The sequence below is a fragment of the Bacillus cereus group sp. MYBK79-1 genome, assembly GCF_051915365.1.
GTDB lineage: Bacteria > Bacillota > Bacilli > Bacillales > Bacillaceae_G > Bacillus_A.
This window is the reverse complement of the sequence record NZ_JBQAEO010000001.1, coordinates 675,260-693,939: the sequence shown is the minus strand read 5'-3', so window position 1 is coordinate 693,939 and position 18,680 is coordinate 675,260. Positions and strand designations below refer to the sequence as shown.

Below are 18,680 nucleotides of genomic sequence, written 5' to 3'. Positions count from 1 at the left end.
TAATAGAATAGTAGCTGTAACAATTTTGAAGAAGAAAAGGTTGATGTTTTGGTAAAAATACCAGTGGAATATCGAAGTGGAGCGGGAACGCATATTTTACTCTCACATGTAAAAATAAAACCAGTATCCTCAGTTGCGATGGTGTGATCGTTTAAGTGAATGCCTGTCATTTAAAACGTTTGTATATTAGAGTTTATGGTTGTTTATCTTTATTTACGTAGTGGGGCAGGAAGAAGACGAAAAGTATCGAATGAATGTACATATGTAGCATTGTTTGCTTTTGGTGTGAATAGTAGTAAAAGATACGTTGAAATATTTTAAACCGTAACAAAAGAGCGATTAAATAATAGAGGGAGCAACTTACATGGAAAATATATTAAAGGTATCTTCAAAATCAAAACCAAATTCAGTGGCAGGTGCAATTGCAGGTGTACTAAGAACAAGTGGAAATGTAGAAATTCAAGCGATTGGGGCGGGTTCTTTAAATCAAGCAATTAAAGCAATTGCGATTGCAAGAGGATTTGTCGCTCCAAGTGGTATTGACTTAGCTTTTGTTCCGGCATTTCAAGAGGTTACTATTAATGATCAAGAAAGAACGGCGATTAAATTAATTATTGGTCCTAGAAGGAAAAGGTAACTGCAGTAACTCAGTATTGAAATGATATTTAATATAACAAACAAAAAGTGTCACAAATGCTTATAAAACCAGGCATTTGTGACACTTTTTTTGTTTTATTTAAAATGAAAGGAACAACCCTAAAACTGCTCATTCTTCTCCCAAGATTCCACAATATAATGTGCAATCGTCGGGTTGAATCCTTTCCCAACTAAAAACATAATCGCAGCAACTTCTGTTAAAGCGTGTTTGTGTGATGTATGTTTTGCTTCATTTAAACCGTAATCTACCCAAGGTTTTACGAAATCTAATACAGGTTTCTTTAAAGGTAAAAACTGTGTACCGACAACTTGCTGGATTTGTTGTTGCGTTGGTTCTGTAATCGGTCCAGGTGGTAAGATTTGAGGTTGTGTAATATCAAATGTTGGTCCAGGTGGTAAGATTTGTGGTTGCGTAGGATCGATTGTAGGACCAGGCGGTAAAATTTGTGGTTGCGTAGGATCAAGTGTTGGTGGTTTGGGCGGTGAAACACGCGCGTCATAGTTTGGTTGATACATTTGCGGCTGATATTGTGGTTGTTGAGGCTGAGTTGCGTATGGATTTTGTTGAAATTGTTGTTCTTGATTTTGTGGTGCTGCATATGGATTTTGAGGGTATTCATAATTTGGACGTGAGTCGTATGGATTTTGTTGATATTCAGTTTCTTGATTTTGCGTTGTTGCATATGGGTTTTGCTGAAATTGTTGTTCTTGATTTTGTGGTGCTACATATGGATTTTGCTGAAATTGTTGTTCTTGATTTTGCGGTGCTGCATATGGGTTTTGAGGATATTCATAATTTGGACGTGTGTCGTATGCGTTTTGCTGATATTGTTGCTCTTGATTTTGCGGTATTGCGTATGGATTTTGTTCATATTGTTGCTCTTGTTCTTCATATTGTTCTTCATACCGTTGTTCCTGTTGCTGAGGGTAAAATGGTTGTTGTGGATAAGGCGGTTGATTATTATAGAACATATTTATTCCTCCTTCATGATGATGCTTACCACTCAGTGTATGGGCGGACAAGAAAATATGTGATGAAAAAATGCGGGCGTGTTACAATAAGTAACTGGGTGAAGATAAAATGACAAAACAAGAAAAGATTCAAAAAACAATTACTTTTGTAAAACATATTTTAGAAAAAGATGCGAGTGGGCATGATTGGTATCATATTGAACGCGTACATAAACTGGCGATTTCATTATCCGAGCAAGAAGGAGGAAATCGTTTTATAATTGAAATGGCAGCATTACTTCACGATGTGGCAGATGAGAAGTTAAATGAAAGTGAAGAAGCAGGAATGAAAAAAGTTTCTGATTGGTTAGAAGAATTACATGTGGAAGAAGAGGAAAGTAAACATGTTCTTCAGATCATTGCCAATATGTCTTATAAAGGTGGTCATGGCGGTAAAGTGGAGTCACTTGAAGGGAAGCTTGTTCAAGATGCGGATCGCTTAGACGCACTTGGAGCAATTGGAATAGCTCGCACATTTGCGTATGGTGGGGCGAAAGGGAGATTAATGTATGATCCCACTATTCCTCCACGTGAAGTGATGACGAAAGATGAATATAGAAAAAATAACGATCCATCTTTAAATCATTTTTATGAAAAACTTTTGAAACTAAAAGACTTAATGAACACGAATGCAGCAAAACAAGAGGCTGAAGTTCGTCATCGTTATATGGAACAGTTTATTGAACAATTTATGAAAGAGTGGAATGCACAAATATGAAAATGTTAACTGTGGAAAACTTATCGAAATCATACGGAGAAAAACCGTTATTTGATGGATTATCATGTAGTATTACAGAAGGACAACGTGTCGGAATTATTGGTGTAAACGGTACTGGTAAATCGACATTATTAAAAATTATTGCAGGGTTAGAAACTCCTGATACAGGTGATATGACGCATTCACGTGGTTATACAATTAGTTATTTATCACAGCAACCAGAGTTTGATGAAAAACTAACAGTATTAGAGCAAGTGTTCCATGGTGATACTCCTTTAATTCGTCTTCTTCGTGATTATGAACAATCGTTATTAAATATCGAAAAAGATCCAAGTAATGAAAAAGTACAGGAACAATTATTTGCAGTGCAACAACGTATGGATGCGATGAGTGCGTGGGAAGCAAATGCAAATGCAAAATCGTTATTAACGAAATTAGGAATTACTGATTTCACAGCAACTGTTGGGAATTTATCTGGTGGACAGAAAAAACGTATTGCGATGGCGCAGTGCTTTATTGAAACACCGGATCTATTAATTTTAGATGAGCCTACGAACCATCTTGACCATGAGACAGTGGAATGGTTAGAGGAATATTTAGCACGATATAATGGTGCCGTATTACTTGTAACCCATGATCGTTATTTCTTAGATCGTGTGACGAATCGTATTTTCGAATTAGATAATGGAAAACTGTATAGTTATGAAGGGAATTACAGTACATTTTTAGAAGCGAAAGCACTTCGTGAAGAACAAGAAATTGCGCAAGAATCAAAACGTCAAAACTTATATCGCCGTGAACTAGCATGGATCCGCCGCGGTGCAAAAGCTCGTTCGACAAAGCAAAAAGCACGTATTCAACGATTTGATGAGTTAAAAGGTCAAGAAGGACCAGCTGCAAAACAGTCAGTTGATATTGCGCTTAGCGGGAGTCGCCTTGGCAAAAAAGTACTTGAGTTAAAAGATGTAACGAAAAAATTCGGTGATAAAACGGTATTACACAACTTTAATCATATAGTGAAGCCGGGCGATCGCATCGGGATTATCGGAGCGAATGGAAGCGGGAAATCTTCTCTTTTAAATATGCTTGCAGGTAAGCTGTCTCCTGATAGTGGTGAAGTTGAAGTAGGACAAACTGTAAAAGTTGCTTATTATACGCAAGAAAATGAAGAGATGAATTTAAATCAGCGTATGATTGAATACATTAAAGAGATTGCAGAAGTGATTCATACGACAGATGGAAAAGTAATTGGTGCATCTCAAATGCTAGAACGTTTCTTATTCCCGACGCATTCACATGGTACACCGCTTGGTAAACTATCTGGTGGTGAAAGAAGACGTTTATTTTTATTACGTATTTTAATGGGCGAACCGAATGTACTATTACTGGATGAACCTACGAATGATTTAGATACACAAACATTAACAGTACTGGAAGATTATTTAGAAGATTTCCCAGGTGTCGTTTTAACTGTATCGCATGACCGTTACTTCTTAGATAAAGTAGTAGATGAATTGTTCATCTTTAGTGGCGGAGGCGAAGTGCGTGAATTCCTAGGTAGTTATACGGACTTTTTAGAAATGGAAAAGACGAAAGAACTTATTGAGAAGGCGGAAGTTCAAAAAGAGAAAAAAGTGGTAGAAGAAGCGCCGAAACAACAACGTAAACGTAAACTCTCATACAATGAGCAGCGTGAATGGGAAACAATTGAAGATACAATTGCCGAACTAGAAGAGAAAATTGAGTCAATTGGAGAAGAACTTGCGAAAGTTGGATCTGATTTCACAAAGGCACAAGAATTATCTGAAGCACAGCAGAAAACAGAAGAAGAGCTAGAAAAAACGATGGAAAGATGGAGTGAACTATCAGACATCGTTGAAGGATTAAAATAAAAACAAGCTGCATATATTGAAAAGTAAAGAGAAAAACTTTACACTATTGGTAGAACCTATTTTAGGAGGGAAAAAATGAGAACATCTAATCCAATGTTGAAAAAAGAGGCATTCCGTAAAGAGGGAGCAAGCGCTTCTGCGATGACGATTGGCGGAACAGTAGGCAAAACGTTTATTATGCTTATCTTGCTACTTGCAACGTCTGTCTATTCATACATACAGATGATAGAGGGTACGATGAAAATGCCAGTATTAATTGGTGCTTTAATCGTTGCGGCAATCATCGCATTTGCGTCTATGTTCTTCCCGCGTATTTCACCTTTTGGTGCACCAATCTATGCGGCAGTAGAAGGGGTAGTATTAGGTAGTATTTCAGCTGTTTATACAATGAAGTTTGGCGATTCTATCGTTTTAAACGCTGTATTACTAACAATCTCAATTCTATTTGCAATGTTAGTGTTATATGCAACGCGCGTAGTAAAAGTAACGGATAAATTCCGTACAGGCGTGATGGCAGCGACACTTGGAATTATGGTTATGTACTTAGTCGTATTTTTACTAAACATGTTTGGTGTAACGGTTCCGTACATTCACCAAGGTGGTACAATCGGTATTATTATTAGTGCAGTTGTAATCGTAGTTGCTGCATTAAACTTATTACTAGATTTCGATTTAATCGAAAATGGTGTACGTAGTCAAGCTCCGAAATATATGGAGTGGTACACTGCAATGGGACTAATGCTTACATTAGTTTGGTTATACTTAGAAATTCTTCGTTTCGTTTCTTACTTTACGAAAAATGACTAATAAAAAAACCCTGCATGAAAAATGCAGGATTTTTTTATTTTTAAAGATAAATTGAGAATGTAGTATTATTGGATGCTGTTAACTTGAAATGAAGGGGATGGAGTATGATGAAAGAGAAGAAAGGGATTATGAAAAAGCTATTTTCTAAAAGTTTTTTCATAGAACTAGATGATGCTTTAACGTATCCATCATCAGAAGTTATTACTACAGCAATAGAAAGATATGCGGCTGAGTGTAATGAAAGACTACAATTCGAGAGTAAAGTTAAACCGATTACTTTTTACTTAGAAAATGTAATGTACAGCGTTGAGATAAAGATGGCTCGCGGTGGATATTACATTTCATGCAGTGAAGTATAAAGTGAAACTTTAATCAGTGGAGGGTTTCTTCATCCCCCACTAATTATTAGTTGAACCAATCGGACTTTAATGGGCAGCCCGACCCCCACCTAAATTCTTTGCTTTCGCTGAATTGTGAGGTGGGGGTCTTACTGCCCATTAAAGCGGGATAAATTTTGAAACCCTACATGTTTAAAATATGTAAGGTTTCTTTTTTTCTTTTATAGCATATAAAATAATATTTTTCACTTTAAAATATATTATTTTACACTTTTTACCCTTCATACATTTTTCTTTACAATAAAGAAAAATATGTGAGGTGGTATAACTTATGATGAATCGAGTTGTATTAATCGGTAGATTGACAAAGGAGCCAGAATTATACTACACAAAGCAAGGCGTCGCTTATGCACGCGTATGCGTTGCGGTGAATAGAGGTTTTCGAAATAGTTTAGGTGAGCAACAAGTAGATTTTATTAATTGTGTCGTTTGGAGAAAATCGGCTGAGAATGTAACTGAATATTGTAAGAAGGGGTCACTTGTTGGAATTACCGGACGTATTCATACGAGGAATTACGAGGATGATCAAGGAAAGAGAATATATATAACGGAAGTTCTGATTGAGAGTATTACATTTTTGGAGAAAAGGCGGGAGGGTGCATCACAATAAGAGGGCTTAGTAGTATAGCCCTCTATCACTTTTGATTGATACCTTCCCAAACAACATCTAATTGTTGATTGAGTATATTTTTCGCGTTTATTTCATTAGCATGTAATAGTGAATTGGACATTAATGTATAAAAATAAGTACTCATAATAGTAGAAGTGATAATATGTATATCCCATTTACTGTTTAATTTTCCTGTCTCTTTTGCTTCTGCGATAATTGAAGACAAACCATCTTGTAGCTGGTGTATACTTTTTACTTCATTTTCTACTAAGGAGTTAGACTTTATAATCTCAAATACGGCATGCTTCATTAAATCACCATGTCCAGTAAAACGGTCTAGTAAGTCTCCTAGAACAAGTTTAATTCTTTCTTTTGGATGCTCCACATTTTCATATGCTTTTAAACTTTCATTCCATAGCTCAATTTGAGAATCACCTAAAAATAATAATATGTTTTCTTTTTTCGGAAAGTAGTTGAAGAAAGTTCCTTTTGCAATCCCGCATGCAGTAGTAATATCTTGAACCGTTACATTTTCGTACCCGCGTTCTTGGAAGAGCTGTACTGCTTTTAGGAATATAAGTTCTTTTAATTCTTTTTTTCTCGTTTCTCTAAGCATATAATCTACTCCTAACACAAACAATTATATCTGTTTAATAGATAATCTCAAATGAAATCTTACTTCATGATTAAGTTTATTGTTTTATAAAGTTTAATGTAATTGAAAGAAGGGTAAAGAATGCCGTTTCTCATTTTTGTCATAAATGAAAACTGTATAGTAGATGTGCTTGTCTATCAGAAACCCATTTCGGAATACGTTTCATTACTTCGTTTCTTACTATAGTTAAAGGTTTACTTTCCATTTGCGCCATTTTTCCAACGTTCCATGCAGTGTTTGAGATTTTCTCAATTCTATCTCGTCTTTTTTGTTCGTATTCTATAAATGCTTGACGATAGTGGGTATTATTCTTGATACATTCAGCAAGAATAATCGCATCTTCAATTGCCTGACAAGCGCCTTGACCTAAATTAGGAGTAAGTGCATGGGCGGCATCCCCAATAAAGACGATGCGTTTTTCAAAAAACTGTTTCATTGGTGTAATGTCTACAATGTCACGTTTAATCATAGTAACGTCCGATGCATTATTTAAAATAGATGGGATGGGATTGTGGTAAGTTTTGAAATGATTATATAAATCAGCTGTTGTGTAAGCCTTGTATTTTGGATCTCTAGCTTTCGCATTTATGAGCGCATACCAGTATACTTCGTTGTTAGGAAGAGGGACAATACCAAATCTACCGTTCGTTCCCCAAGTTTCAATAAAATCGTTTGTTAAAGAAAGGTTGTTAGTAGAAGTTACGCAGCGCCAACACGTATATCCTGCATAGCGATAATTATCAGTTTGTGTCACTTGTTTTCGAACGACAGAATGAATACCATCAGCAGCAATCAGTATATTGCCGGATGCTTCACTACCATCTTGAAATACTATTTTTAAGACGTTTTCTTCATTCTGTTCTATTTTTACGCATTCTTTTCCCCATTCGACGGTATCTTCTTGTAGTTCAAAAAGTAGTAATTGATGTAAATCTTTTCTATGAATAGAGTACATTTTTGGATAACAAGCTGGAATGATCAATTTATTGAAAACAGTTCCTTTTTCGGATACAAGGTTAAAGCCGTCACTTTCGTTGCCGAATTTTTTAATTCTCTCAGAAATCCCATACGGTTCAAGTGCTTGCATCGCATTCGGAGCAATGATAATCCCTGCACCAGCAACAGTAGGTTCAGTGTTCTTATCATATACTTTTACATCTAATCCTATTTTTTGTAAGGAAATTGCTGCGCAAAGACCAGCAATACCGCCACCAATAATTATGACATTATTCATTTGTTATCCCTCCACTTTAGAGTGACTTTGATCATAAAATGACCATGGTCATTTTATGGGTTAAGCTTAATCCCTTTTTATGGTATTGTCAATTAGACTTTTAACTATAGTTTTGGAACGATTAGGTGAAAATATAATGAAGGAAACTTCTAAGAAATGTAGAAAAGGAATTAGCAAAATTAAGCATCCGAGTAGGAGTATAGAGTGATAACATGTTACAATACACGTAAGAACACGCAATAAAGGAGAGTTTTTTACGTGAAGATTAAAGCAATTGAACCGACGCCAAGTCCAAATACAATGAAAGTTATTTTGAATGAAGTATTACCATCAGGAGCGCGTAATAATTATACAAATGAAAATAAAGAACAAGCACCAATGCAAGTGCAAGAAATTTTGAAAATTGAAGGCATTAAAGGTGTATATCATGTAGCTGACTTTTTAGCAGTTGAGCGAAATGCAAAGTTTGATTGGAAAGTTTTATTACAACAAGTTCGTGCTGTGTTCGGCGAAGAGGTAGTAGAAGAAAGTGAAGAACAACAACTTGCGCATTTTGGGGAAGTGAAAGTGTTTGTTCAAATGTTCTTTACAATTCCAATGCAAATAAAGTTAACAGATGGAACAACAGAAGAACGTGTTGGTTTACCAGATCGTTTTAAAGAATCAATTATGAAAGTTCAAATGTCTGCACCAAACGTTGTAAAAGAACGTAAATGGGTGGAACAAAGTACACGTTACGGTAATTTTGAAGAAATAGGGAAAGAAGTAGTAGAAGAGATTGTTGCTGCTTATTCAGAGGAACGTGTAAATGAAACGGTTAAAGAATTATTAAACCAGGCAGGTGCTGTTGAAGTAACGATTCAAAAGCGTGAGCCATATAAAGTAACAGAAGAGATGATGAAAGATGCTGACTGGAAAAACCGTTTTGCAGCATTAGAACAAATGGATCCTACTGGAGAAGATATGCCAGTGTTGAAGATGGCATTAGATGATGAAAAAGTTTCGATCCGCCGTTTAGCAACAGCGTATTTAGGTATGGTAAAAGGTGATGGAGTATTGCCGTTATTATATAAAGCGTTATTAGATCGTTCAGTAAGTGTTCGCCGTACAGCGGGTGATTGCTTATCTGACGTAGGTGATCCAGCAGCGATGTTCGTTATGATTAAATCACTGAAAGATTCAAGTAAATTAGTACGCTGGCGTGCAGCGATGTTCTTATTTGAACTTGGAGATGAAAGTGCGATTCCGGCATTAAAAGCAGCGCAAGATGATCCAGAGTTTGAAGTAGCGATGCAAGCGCGTCTAGCATTAGAGCGTATTGAAGGCGGAGAAGAAGCAAAAGGTTCTGTATGGAAACAAATGACGGAGTCTCGTAAAGGGGAATAATGTATGATTGTTTTCTATGATAGTTGGTGCCCGATGTGTACGGCGGTTGCAGAACGTACGAAAAAATTAGATAAAAAGGGTAAAATGAAATTTGTTTCATTTCGAGATGAAGATGTAGTTGAGAAGTACGAACTCTCTCAAGAACTACAAAGTAAGATGGAACAAAGATTGTATATTTTAAAAAATAATAAGTGGTATGACGGAATTCATAGCATACATGTATTAGCAAAGGCCGTTCCATCTTACTGGTTTGCTGTTCCTTTTCTAAAACTATCTATCGTACTCGGATTTGGAAGTAAAGTATACGATTATATCGCTAACAATAGAAAACTTCTCCCAGTTGGACATTGCCGTGAAGGGGTATGTGAAATCCCTACAAAAAAATGAAATCATCGTAATCTTTCTTTTGCACCTAGTAATAGAGCGTGATATGATGAATTTGGAATGAAAGTTGAAGGAGAGATTACAAGATGTCAAATGCTTATGAAGAATACATGCGCCAAATGGTAATTCCAATGCGCCAAGAATTAGTGCGTTCTGGTTTTGAAGAGTTAACTACAGAAGAAGCTGTAACAGAATTTATGGAAAACACGGCAGGTACGACTTTAGTAGTTGTAAACTCTGTTTGTGGTTGTGCAGCTGGTTTAGCACGCCCATCAGCAGGTCAAGCAGTTGTTCGTGCTGAAAAACAACCTGATCATCTTGTAACTGTATTCGCAGGTCAAGATAAAGATGCTACTGCAAAAATGCGTGAATACTTCGGAGAAATCCCTCCATCTTCACCATCTATGGCATTGCTAAAAGGAAAAGAAGTTGTTCACTTCATTCACCGTCATGAAATTGAAGGTGCAACTATGGACGAAATTATTACAAACTTAGAACAAGCTTTCGAAAAGAATTGCTAAAGAAGGGGGAGAGTAAATCTCCCTCTTTTCTTTATATAGAGGTGAAAAAATGATCGTAACAACAGCAGGAAGAACAAACAAAGAAATGACAGAGTATGCAAACGAGGTAGCGGCAGAATTAAATGGTTCATTCGTTAAACGTAATGATATACCAGTACATAAACTGCATGAGCAATATGGACAAGATGTACTCGTTGTAGGGAAAAATCGATTAGCTATTTATCCAAAAGGAACGGAAGAGTCGTTTTTCTTTCATCCAAACTCAGCGATGTTTCGTGTGAAAAGACTAATGCGCGGAGAACATGACCCGTTTGTACAAGCCACACAATTAGAGAGTGGAATGACAGTGTTAGATTGTACGCTCGGTATGGCATCAGATAGTATTGTAGCTAGTTATATTGTTGGTGAAAACGGAAAAGTAACGGGACTTGAAGGCAATGAATATATGGCTTATATTATGGGAAATGGTTTAAAAACATGGTCTTTATCCGTTTCTGAAATTGATGAAGCAATGAAACGAATCGATGTGAAGCAAACGGAGCATTACACATTTTTAACACAATGTGAAGATAATAGTTATGATGTTGTGTACCTTGATCCAATGTTTGAAGAAACTGTTATAGAATCAGATGGAATAAAAGGATTAAAACACTTCGCTTTGTATCATGATATTACTGACGAAACAATTGCAGAAGCGAAGCGTGTGGCGAGAAAGCGTGTCGTTTTGAAAGATCATTTCCGTAGTTCTAGATTTGAAAAACACAATTTTCACGTATATAAAAGAAAAAGTGCTAAGTTTCACTTTGGTGTAATTGACCCTTGCTAATTGTTTGAAAAGATGTATAATAAGCAATAATTAATTAAATATATTGTCGGTGATGAAGAGAGTAGTCTTTTTTAGAAGGAAAGCGAGCTAGGGATGGTGTGAGCCTAGTGCGGAAGAAAAAGATGAAGCGCACTTCGGAGATGCTTCTTGAACGAATAGTAGAGTAAGCCGAGGCCCCCTGTCCTCGTTATAAACGGGAAAGTGGTTCGTAATGAACAACAAGGGTGGTACCACGGGTTTAAACTCGTCTCTTTTTAGAGACGAGTTTTTTGTGTTTTAAAAAATAAGGAGGTTATATAGTATGGATTATAAAACGCAGTTTGGGGAAAGTTTATCCGTTATTTTTACGAATGCATTAACACAAAATCAAATTTTAGATTTAATTGAAACACCGAAACAAGATGAATTCGGTGATGCAGCATTTCCGTGTTTTTCACTTGCAAAGCAATATAAAAAATCACCAGCTAGTATCGCAAAGGAAGTTGCGGAGAAATTAAATGATCCATTTTTTACGAAAGTAGAGGCCGTTGGTCCTTACGTAAATGTATTTTTTAATCGTGAAACTGTAAGTGATGATGTATTAAAAACGATTTTAGCTGAGAAAGAAGAGTACGGTCAAAATCACTTTGGATGTGAAAAAACTGTAGTACTTGATTATTCCTCTCCTAATATCGCGAAACCTTTCTCAATGGGGCATTTACGTTCTACAATGATTGGAAATTCACTGAAACATATCGCTGAAAAATGTGGTTATGAAGTTGTAGGAATTAATTATATTGGGGATTGGGGAACACAGTTTGGAAAGTTAATTACCGCTTATAAAAAGTGGGGAAATGAAGCAGTAGTTAAAGAGGATCCAATACGTGAACTATTTAAGTTATACGTTCAATTCCATGAAGAGGTAAAAAACGACGAAGGACTAGAAGAAGATGGACGTGCTTGGTTTAAGAAATTAGAAGAAGGTGATGAAGAAGCTGTTGAGCTTTGGAATTGGTTCCGCCACGAATCTTTAAAAGAATTTTCTCGTATTTATGAACTTCTCGGTGTTGAATTTACTAATTTTCAAGGAGAAGCTTTTTATAATAACTTAATGGAAGATTTTATTGGGATTTTAGAGGAGCATGATTTGCTTGAAGAGTCAGAAGGCGCGTTAGTCGTTAATTTAGAAGGCGAGGGAATGCCTCCGTGCTTAATAAGAAAATCTGATGGTGCGACGATTTACGCAACGCGTGACTTAACGGCAGCGTTATATCGTCAAAACACATATGCGTTTGATAAAGCGTTATATGTAGTTGGTCCAGAACAAAGTTTACATTTTAATCAATTTTTCACTGTATTAAAAAAGCTTGGTTACAATTGGGTTGATGGCATGGAACATGTACCGTTTGGATTCATTTTAAAAGACGGTAAGAAAATGTCGACACGTAAAGGAAGAGTTATTTTACTTGAAGAAGTACTTGAGGAAGCCATAGACCTTGCAAAACAAAATATTGAAGAGAAAAATCCAAACTTAAAACAAAAAGAAGAAGTAGCAAAGCAAGTCGGTGTAGGGGCAGTTATTTTCCACGATTTGAAAAATGAGCGTATGCATAATATCGAATTCTCATTAGAAAATATGCTGAAATTTGAAGGGGAAACAGGACCGTACGTACAGTACACGCATGCACGAGCTTGCTCTATTTTAAGAAAAGAAAGTGTAGAATTTGAAACGTGTACGTTTGCATTAAAAGATGACCATAGTTGGAGCGTCGTAAAATTACTGAATAAGTTCCCACAAGTAATTGAGACAGCCTTCAACAAAAATGAGCCATCAATCATTTCAAAATACGTATTAGATGTAGCACAATCGTTTAATAAATACTACGGTAATGTTCGTATATTAGAAGAGAGCGAAGAGAAAGACAGCAGACTTGCATTAGTGTATGCTGTGACAGTTGTATTAAAAGAGGGATTACGTTTACTTGGGGTGGATGCTCCTGAGGAGATGTAAAATAAATAGGTATACGTATCATAGTAGATATGTATGCCTATTTATTTTTATAGAAAATGTGAAAGCAGAAGTTTTATTTTATTAACTCTAAACTTTTCTAGAATTGTTTCAAGTGTAGGAATGTCCGTATTAAATGGAGAATTGTAATGTCATATATATAAAGGAGGCGTTAAATTTGGAAACGTACGATTGGAATAGTAAAATAATATATTTAAAAAATACGAGAGATTTATATTACAATGACGATTATGTAAGTTTTTTAGTAAATATAGTTTGGAAGATTTCTAAGCCAGTACATATCGTTGATTACGGTTGTGGATATGGTTATTTAGGCTTAATATTAATGCCATTACTTCCAGAAGGTTCAAAGTATACAGGTATTGATAGCGGAGAAAGATTACTAGCTGAAGCGAGAGATTTGTTTCGCTTACTTCCGTATGAGTCACGATTTCTTGAGGGGGATGCTACAGAAATTGAATTGAACGATACATACGATATAGCAATCTGTCATGCTTTCTTATTACATATAAGTTTACCAAAAGCAATGCTACAAAAAATGATGCATTCAGTTAAAAAGGGCGGAAAAATAATTTGTTTTGAACCACATTGGATATCAAATATGTCGTCATACTTTTTAGATGGAGAGAATCAATCGGAAATTATTAGGCTAGGAGCTTTGCAGAAGTTATTTGAAAGTGACACGCAGAGAAGCGGAAAAGATGGAAATATTGGTATGAAAATACCGATGTTTTTAAGTGAACTAGGCGTAAAAAACATTGAATGTAGAGTAAGTGATAAAGTGAACTTTTTAGATCCTAATATGCATCATAATGATAAAGAAAAATTGTATCACTCATTAAAAGAAGAGGGGATTGCAGGGAATCCAGGTGATAAACAGCAATTTATAGAACGTTTAATGGCTAGAGGATTAACATATGATGATGCGCTAGCTCAATATAAAGTTGAAATCCGATTTTATAAAGTTTTTCATCTACATTCCTCTTTAGTATATGCCCCGAATATGAAAATTACCTTTGGTGACATAGAATGTTAAAAGGCAGCAATTTATTGAGAATTGTCATTTTTTTCGGTAAGTCGATATCCACCGTATAATCGCTGATATATTTAAATTATCGCCGATATAATTTCATGTACTGATTTGAGCTTCCAAAAGATAAGATCCTCATGTTACGTTATTCCATTTAATCAAACAAAATATGGAGAAAAACAATCATTTTTACTATATTTTGTTATAAATTCGAATAATATTAAATAATACTATCCATTATAGGAGATTTTAGTTGAATACCTACAATATGATGTGTAAAATCTAAGCAAGTAGCAGTGCAAAAAATTATTCGAGGTGAATACATGCTAGATTTTAAGCAGTTAGATGCTTGTTTGAAAGACAAGAGATTTATAGATGGATTACAGGAAATAAATAATGAAATTTCATATATAAAAGAAAAGAATACTTTATCTTATTTGAAGAGTTGGCTTGCTAATATTCCTTCACATAAGGAGTTTGATATATTAATACGTCTTACTGATGAAGGGCTTATGCACCAATACAGTTCATTCCTCATTCGCTACGCCTACAAAAAATTCCCAAATATGAGAACGCTCTCTTTATATTGTGATGAGTTAATTGATGAGCGGAAAATACTTGAAGTAGAACAGTTGTTAAAAGATTCATTAGAAGAGGTAAATAAAGAAGAGATAGAAGTTGATCTTTTAGCGAAAACATATTTTACGTTAGTACGATGTTTGTTAGAAATGAAACGAAATGAAGAAGCGCTTATTTATATGCAAAAGGCAGAGGAGTACAGTGCACGTGCCGTATTTGATAAATGGGGTTACGTCTATATGCATACAGGTGAATGGGAGAAAGCAGAAGAACAATTTATAGCTGGCATGCAGCATAAAGATTGTGAAGAGTTATCTACTTATTTATTAGCACAGTTATATGCAAATAAAGGGGAACAAAAACGTGCATTACAGCTAATTGATGATGCAATTGTAAAGTTCCCGCAAGTACCATATTTTCATTTTGAAAAGGTGAAATATTTATTAGATTTAGGGAAGTATGAAGAAGTGTTAGACGTAATAGATAACATAAATAATCAGCTTCCTTATCATGCGTATAAAACTTACTTTGTACATTTACGTGCAGAAGCGCTTTACAAAATGAATAAACTTGTAGATTTACAACAGTTATTAAAAGAAGAAACAAGTTTAAAAGAGTCTTTATATCATAATTTAGAAAAAAATCCAGATGGCCAAAAGGTTCACTTACCGATAGTTCCCATTGTACAAAAGGATAATTATTGTGTGCCGACAAGTTTAGAAATGATGTTGCAGTTATGGGGAGAAAAACGTACGCAAGATGAAATAGCAGAGTTCATTTTTGATATGACGGGCTCGAAGTTTTCAGATACTGTTTCTTATTTAGAAGATTTAGGTTATGAATATCGTTATTTTAAAGGAAATGTGGAAACTTATAAGAAATTACTCGGCGAAGGAATTCCCGTTTTATTAAGTATTGATATTGAGCATGCTTCACATGTGCAAGTGTTAGCTGGGTATGATGATAGGTTACAAGCTTTTTATGTTCAAGATCCAAACTTTATCGAACCAGTCATTGTGGAGTATAGTAAGTTACAAGAAAAATATCGTTATACAGGGTGTTTAGCGATTACGTTTGTTCCGCAAGAAAAGAAGGGACAATTATCATTTTTAAATGAGGAAGAGCATCATTATTTTAAATCCATTTTTTCTTTAACGGATCATTTAGATGAACAAGATAATGAGGGGATTCATAAGTTAGTACAATTTTTAAAAGAGACGAGTGATAATCCGAATACGTGGTTGTATACGGTTAAGCACTTAGATGTTGAAGTAGATAACGAGTTTATTATATCTTGTATTGAAAAGTTAATGGAGAAGTTTCCAAACTCAGATTTTGTTAAATTACATGGTGCACAGTGCTTTATTCGCCTTGAAGAGTTAGAAAAAGCGGGGCAAATGCTTGCGAGTGTTGAGAAGAAAAATAATCGTGCTTTATATCATTTAATAAACGGAAGGTATGCTTTTGAGCAGGAAAGTTATATAGAAGCGATTTCAAGTTTTCGTTTCTCGTTACAATTAGACGCAGATCAGCCGATTGCTTGGAGTTTTCTCGCTTTATCGTATATGTATATCGATCAGTCTGAAAAGGCGTTACAGTTTTCTCAAGTTGCCTTGGAACGTAGTCCAGAACGATTCACTTTAACGAATCACGGGTTAATATTAATAGATTTAGAAAGATATGAAGAAGCGTATGAAATCTTTAATGATTTGTTAAAAGAATATAAAAATGAAGCACATGTATGGTATGAGCGAGCGAGATGTGCGCATCATTTAGGGAAATTATATTTAGCGATAAAAGGGCTTAAAATAGCAATTCATTTGGATAGTAATGCACCATACATTTATACGAAACTTGCGGAAATATACGAATCTGATTTGAAGGATGAAGAAAGTACGAAAGAAGTTTTATTAAAAGGTATTGAGAATTGTGACGATAAGGCACCTCTATACGTAAAGCTCGGTGATTACCATTTCCAAAATGATAGTCTGGAAGAAGCTGAAACATTGTATGCTCGTGCTTTGGAAGAAAATCATGATGATGTATACTCTCACTTCGGACTTACACAAGTTTATATGGCAAGAGAACAATATAAAGAAGCAAAAGAATATATTCTCAGTATCGAAAAACAAATTGAAAAGAGTCAAGATTTCCTTATGAACGCAGGGATGGTTTTATGGGATGCAGAGGTTGAACTTGGTGGAAGTGAAGAAGGATTTAAAGTAGCGTTGTCTAAGTTAGAGAGTGGTATAAAGCAGAGCGAATATAATGTAGCAAGTGCGTTAGATGAATATGTGAATCGAATTAAAGGAACAGTATTTGTACAAAGAGGTATAGCATTCTTAAGAACGTTACAGAAAGAAAGAAATGAAGTAAGTGAATACGGCTGTTATACAGGTATTTTATATGAATCGATTGGACAGTACGGCCAAGCGATGAAAAGATATAATAAGGCGATAGAACAAAAGGAAACGGCATTACCGTATTACCGAATTGGTGAAACACTTATGCTATTAGGGCAATTGACGGAAGCAAAACAAGCGTATGAAAGATGTTTAGAGCTTGATGGGAATTTCGTAGGTGTACATTTACAGCTTGCGGAAATATACGAAAAAGAAGAAAATCGTTCTAAAGAACAAAGTCATATGGTTCAGGCGATGAAAGAAGAGCCGTTGCATATTAATATGGAATATTTGGCACAGCTTTCAGTAGAAATGAATCTACAGAAAGAATTGCTAACTGAGCTAGAACAATTAGCAGACGAAGTACCTGAAATATGGAGATTAGATGCGGTTGCATATGTGTATGGAGCGATGGATGAAATAGATAAAGAACAAGAACAGATTGAATACGCACTACAATTAGATGGTGAGCATACAGAAGTTCTATATCATTATGCAAAAGTACTAGTGAAAAATAGAAATGCAAAAGCAATTGAAATTGCGATGAAAGTGATACAAAAAGATGCAAATAATGAACGTATATTTGATGTATATGTAAAAGCGATAGAACAACATAAGAAATGGTCTAATATACGAGATTTTCTTCATACACTAAAAGTGAAAAAGGCAGAAAGAAGTATGGCATTTATGTATGCTGCATCTGCGGTTACAGAAAGATGGATTGAACGTCAACAAAATGATCAGCCGAAGAAATCCATAATTACGAGAGCTTTTTATCGCATGAAAAACCGTGCGAAAGAAATTTCGATTATTACTACAATCATTGATTTATATGAAATTTCGTTAAAGTTAAATCAAAAAAATAGTTTGGCAGCGCAGCGATTTGCACTATTTTACGAGAATGTGACGATGAACAACGAGGCAATAGATGTATTGCAAACATCGTTAGAAAATAAATGGGATTACGATGTAGCGAAGCAGCTTGTAAATGTTTTCATAGAGTGTGAGGAAGAAGATATGTTACGGGATGCTTCAGAGTTAACGAAGCAAATGGTTCGAGAATTACCAGATGATTATGATACTCTTCTTTTACAAGCACAAGTATTGTTTAAAGCAGGGGAAGAAAGAAAAGCAGAAAAGATTACCTTACAATTAACGGAGCAAACACCGTTTGTAAATAGAGCGTTTCTTGCTTTAGGAGAAATATATCAAAGTCAAGAACGGTTTGAAGAGGCAATTCATGTATTAGAAAATGCTTCTATACATCATCCAAATGAAACAGCGATTCTTCTTTCTTTAGCATCTGCATATCATGGTGCCGGTCAAACACTAAAGGCAGAGAAAATAGCGAATGAAGTATTAAAAATTAATGCGAATGATCTGTTAGCGAGATACGATCGTGCTTGTTATTTAGCACAGTTAAACAGAAAGGAAGAGGCGAAGGAAGAACTTGAAATTGTACTTCGTGAGGATGAGTCGGGATTTTTCGCTGAACTTATTGAGGATGATGAAAATTTAGCAGCATTGCAAGAATTTGAAAAGTAATTGTATAAGAATAGGGA

Annotated in this window: 16 protein-coding genes and 1 other annotated feature; of the genes, 13 read left to right on the top strand and 3 right to left on the bottom strand. The window is 35.3% G+C overall.

The window, feature by feature from the left end; genetic code table 11:
- Nucleotides 1-364: 364 nt before the first annotated feature.
- Nucleotides 365-637: a stage V sporulation protein SpoVS gene (gene spoVS / locus ACTFOB_RS03560; RefSeq protein WP_088096245.1), complete on the top strand. Its 273-nt coding sequence runs from the start codon at nt 365-367 to the stop codon at nt 635-637.
- A 119-nt stretch (nt 638-756) separates the two neighbouring features.
- On the opposite strand, the gene ACTFOB_RS03555 is transcribed toward spoVS, so the two are convergent.
- On the bottom strand, nt 757-1,629 hold the full coding sequence (locus ACTFOB_RS03555) for a hypothetical protein (protein ID WP_440024536.1): 873 nt from the start codon (nt 1,627-1,629) through the stop codon (nt 757-759).
- Between the two features lie 109 nt (nt 1,630-1,738).
- Here ACTFOB_RS03555 and ACTFOB_RS03550 point away from each other — a divergent pair, with 109 nt between their 5' ends.
- From ACTFOB_RS03550 to ACTFOB_RS03530, 5 genes are all read left to right on the top strand, one after another.
- Nucleotides 1,739-2,386, top strand: coding sequence for an HD domain-containing protein (locus ACTFOB_RS03550; RefSeq protein ID WP_440024535.1), 648 nt, complete (start codon nt 1,739-1,741; stop codon nt 2,384-2,386).
- Nucleotides 2,383-4,278: an ABC-F family ATP-binding cassette domain-containing protein gene (locus ACTFOB_RS03545; protein ID WP_061679547.1), complete on the top strand. Its 1,896-nt coding sequence runs from the start codon at nt 2,383-2,385 to the stop codon at nt 4,276-4,278. Before ACTFOB_RS03550 ends, ACTFOB_RS03545 begins: the two co-directional genes overlap by 4 nt.
- A gap of 75 nt (nt 4,279-4,353) precedes the next feature.
- Nucleotides 4,354-5,085 (top strand): Bax inhibitor-1/YccA family protein, encoded by a 732-nt coding sequence (locus tag ACTFOB_RS03540; protein ID WP_001260642.1) that lies wholly within the window; start codon nt 4,354-4,356, stop codon nt 5,083-5,085.
- Between the two features lie 104 nt (nt 5,086-5,189).
- A complete protein-coding gene (locus ACTFOB_RS03535; protein WP_440024534.1) occupies nt 5,190-5,444 on the top strand; it encodes a DUF4318 domain-containing protein in 255 nt (84 codons plus the stop codon).
- A gap of 310 nt (nt 5,445-5,754) precedes the next feature.
- Nucleotides 5,755-6,093 (top strand): single-stranded DNA-binding protein, encoded by a 339-nt coding sequence (locus ACTFOB_RS03530; protein WP_048540931.1) that lies wholly within the window; start codon nt 5,755-5,757, stop codon nt 6,091-6,093.
- Nucleotides 6,094-6,118: 25 nt separating this feature from the next.
- Here the strand turns inward: ACTFOB_RS03530 and ACTFOB_RS03525 are convergent, their stop codons facing one another.
- Together ACTFOB_RS03525 and ACTFOB_RS03520 are read right to left on the bottom strand one after the other, a co-directional pair.
- Entirely contained in the window at nt 6,119-6,709 is a 591-nt protein-coding gene (locus ACTFOB_RS03525; RefSeq protein WP_440024533.1) for a TetR/AcrR family transcriptional regulator, read from the bottom strand.
- A gap of 139 nt (nt 6,710-6,848) precedes the next feature.
- Complete coding sequence (locus tag ACTFOB_RS03520) at nt 6,849-7,982, bottom strand: FAD-dependent oxidoreductase (protein WP_440024531.1); 1,134 nt, start codon at nt 7,980-7,982, stop codon at nt 6,849-6,851.
- A 258-nt stretch (nt 7,983-8,240) separates the two neighbouring features.
- Between ACTFOB_RS03520 and ACTFOB_RS03515 the strand changes: the two genes are divergently transcribed.
- From ACTFOB_RS03515 to ACTFOB_RS03485, 7 genes are all read left to right on the top strand, one after another.
- On the top strand, nt 8,241-9,368 hold the full coding sequence (locus ACTFOB_RS03515; protein ID WP_440024530.1) for a conserved virulence factor C family protein: 1,128 nt from the start codon (nt 8,241-8,243) through the stop codon (nt 9,366-9,368).
- Nucleotides 9,369-9,371: 3 nt separating this feature from the next.
- Nucleotides 9,372-9,755 carry a thiol-disulfide oxidoreductase DCC family protein gene (locus ACTFOB_RS03510; RefSeq protein WP_440024529.1) on the top strand — a complete coding sequence of 128 codons (384 nt, stop codon included), beginning with the start codon at nt 9,372-9,374 and terminating at the stop codon, nt 9,753-9,755.
- A gap of 83 nt (nt 9,756-9,838) precedes the next feature.
- Entirely contained in the window at nt 9,839-10,273 is a 435-nt protein-coding gene (locus tag ACTFOB_RS03505; RefSeq protein WP_000063705.1) for a BrxA/BrxB family bacilliredoxin, read from the top strand.
- 49 nt (nt 10,274-10,322) lie between these two features.
- On the top strand, nt 10,323-11,099 hold the full coding sequence (locus tag ACTFOB_RS03500; RefSeq protein WP_440024527.1) for a class I SAM-dependent methyltransferase: 777 nt from the start codon (nt 10,323-10,325) through the stop codon (nt 11,097-11,099).
- Nucleotides 11,100-11,139: 40 nt separating this feature from the next.
- Nucleotides 11,140-11,354: a binding site (T-box leader), on the top strand.
- A gap of 46 nt (nt 11,355-11,400) precedes the next feature.
- Entirely contained in the window at nt 11,401-13,089 is a 1,689-nt protein-coding gene (gene argS / locus ACTFOB_RS03495; RefSeq protein ID WP_440024525.1) for an arginine--tRNA ligase, read from the top strand.
- 175 nt (nt 13,090-13,264) lie between these two features.
- A complete protein-coding gene (locus ACTFOB_RS03490; RefSeq protein ID WP_440024524.1) occupies nt 13,265-14,143 on the top strand; it encodes a class I SAM-dependent methyltransferase in 879 nt (292 codons plus the stop codon).
- Nucleotides 14,144-14,460: 317 nt separating this feature from the next.
- A complete protein-coding gene (locus ACTFOB_RS03485) occupies nt 14,461-18,663 on the top strand; it encodes a tetratricopeptide repeat protein (protein ID WP_440024523.1) in 4,203 nt (1,400 codons plus the stop codon).
- Nucleotides 18,664-18,680 lie beyond the last annotated feature (17 nt).